Source organism: Aquimarina sp. AWH4_224 (assembly GCF_056160245.1).
Window position 1 is genome coordinate 1 of sequence record NZ_JBSWWU010000042.1, and the last position, 1513, is coordinate 1513.

A 1513-nucleotide genomic window follows, 5' to 3' on the forward strand; every position below is an offset into this window, starting at 1 on the left:
CATATATAACCTTACCAATAAAAAGTAAAGCAAAAAACAGATAATAGGTATATGTTTGAATGTTCTTCATTTTTTAAGCTTTTGATAGGATGTAATTATCCTATTAAATCCATCTTCTATTGGTTTATTTGTTTAAAATGTTTGTAAAACATTATCCCGAAAATGATAATTCCAATAATCAAATTCAACACACCGTTTTCATCTATGTGACTTTGTGAAGTTAAATAGGTGTATATGAAATATTCTATAATTAAATACAAGGCAAATACTGCGGCAAAAATTAACATGCTCTTAGATTTAAGAGAGTAGTACAACGGAGCAGTAAAGAGTATTATTGAAATTAGGGGAAGAGGTATATACAGCAATAAATAGTAAAATGCGTCTTCGCTAATTCTTGATTTAGCTATATTAGGAATTTTATAGTTGTTGTTTTTTATCATCATGAAAAGATAAAAAACAGAGTATTTTACAATAAAAAAAGCTATAATCTTCGTGATTAATTTCATAATAGTTATACTTTAATATCTCTGGAAAAATTTCGATGGGAAATATTTTGTGTTTCGATTTCGGTAAAATAAATCAGCTCTATGCGTCTTTTCGAATGAAGGTTGAATGTAATGCATGTATCGGATATCATTTACATCTAAAGTTGCAGATGGAAATATATTGGTATATGCTGAAAAAGATAGCTCTCCATTATGTATAGAAATATTCAGTTTTTGTGACACATCTACAATTCTATACCCCATCACAGATAATGCGAATTCTTCAATTTTAGGGACACTTGCATGTTGTTCAAAAGTTATATCATACCCAATAAACTTTCCATCTTCAAAAGCTTGACTTTGTAGAAAAATGTTATTTCTTCCTCCTTCACCAGGATAATAATTCCTACCTTTTCCTACGGGAGTAGGTCCAAGACGATAAGAAGAATAACTGGCAATAGAAAGCAAATCACCAACTTGATTTTCAATTCCAGAAATTGTTACAGTACTAGTTATTTTATCACCAATTAGAGGTTTGCCTCCTCCTGGACCATCCCAATATTTTTCATCGATAAAACTATTAAACGTAAAAGTCACTGTTTTACCTAAATAGGTTTCTCCTGCTTTTGTTGTGGCTTGAGAATTTGCGTTAGGATCCCAGTAAATACTCCCATCTTCTCTTTTTACCCAATCATTCGTACTTCCCCCGTCAGGATCAATTTTGTTTATAGGGTTATTTGCCATTCCCAAATACGGGGAAGCGAATTCATTTTTTGGATCTGTTGTTAACCAACGTGCAATTCTTGCATCCCAAAGTCTGAGTTCAAAGGCTTCTTTATCAGTTTCTGGATCTTTTTCCTGCCCTTGATATTGATAGCGGTATTGTCCGTCGGTTAATTTTCTACCAGGCATGGTCATTCCAAATGGGTAATAATCAGTAGCATTTGTAATTCCAATGGTTTGTCCGGTATTTGTTCTTCCTACTACAGCTCTTACATTGCCTAAATGATCTGTAAGTTGATACAGAT

At 32.4% G+C, this 1513-nt stretch carries 1 protein-coding gene; it reads right to left on the reverse strand.

Going from position 1 to position 1513, the window contains the following annotated elements:
* Positions 1-518: 518 nt before the first annotated feature.
* On the reverse strand, positions 519-1513 hold a 995-nt coding region (locus ACXAGJ_RS24600), incomplete at its 5' end, for an RHS repeat domain-containing protein (RefSeq protein WP_474843831.1).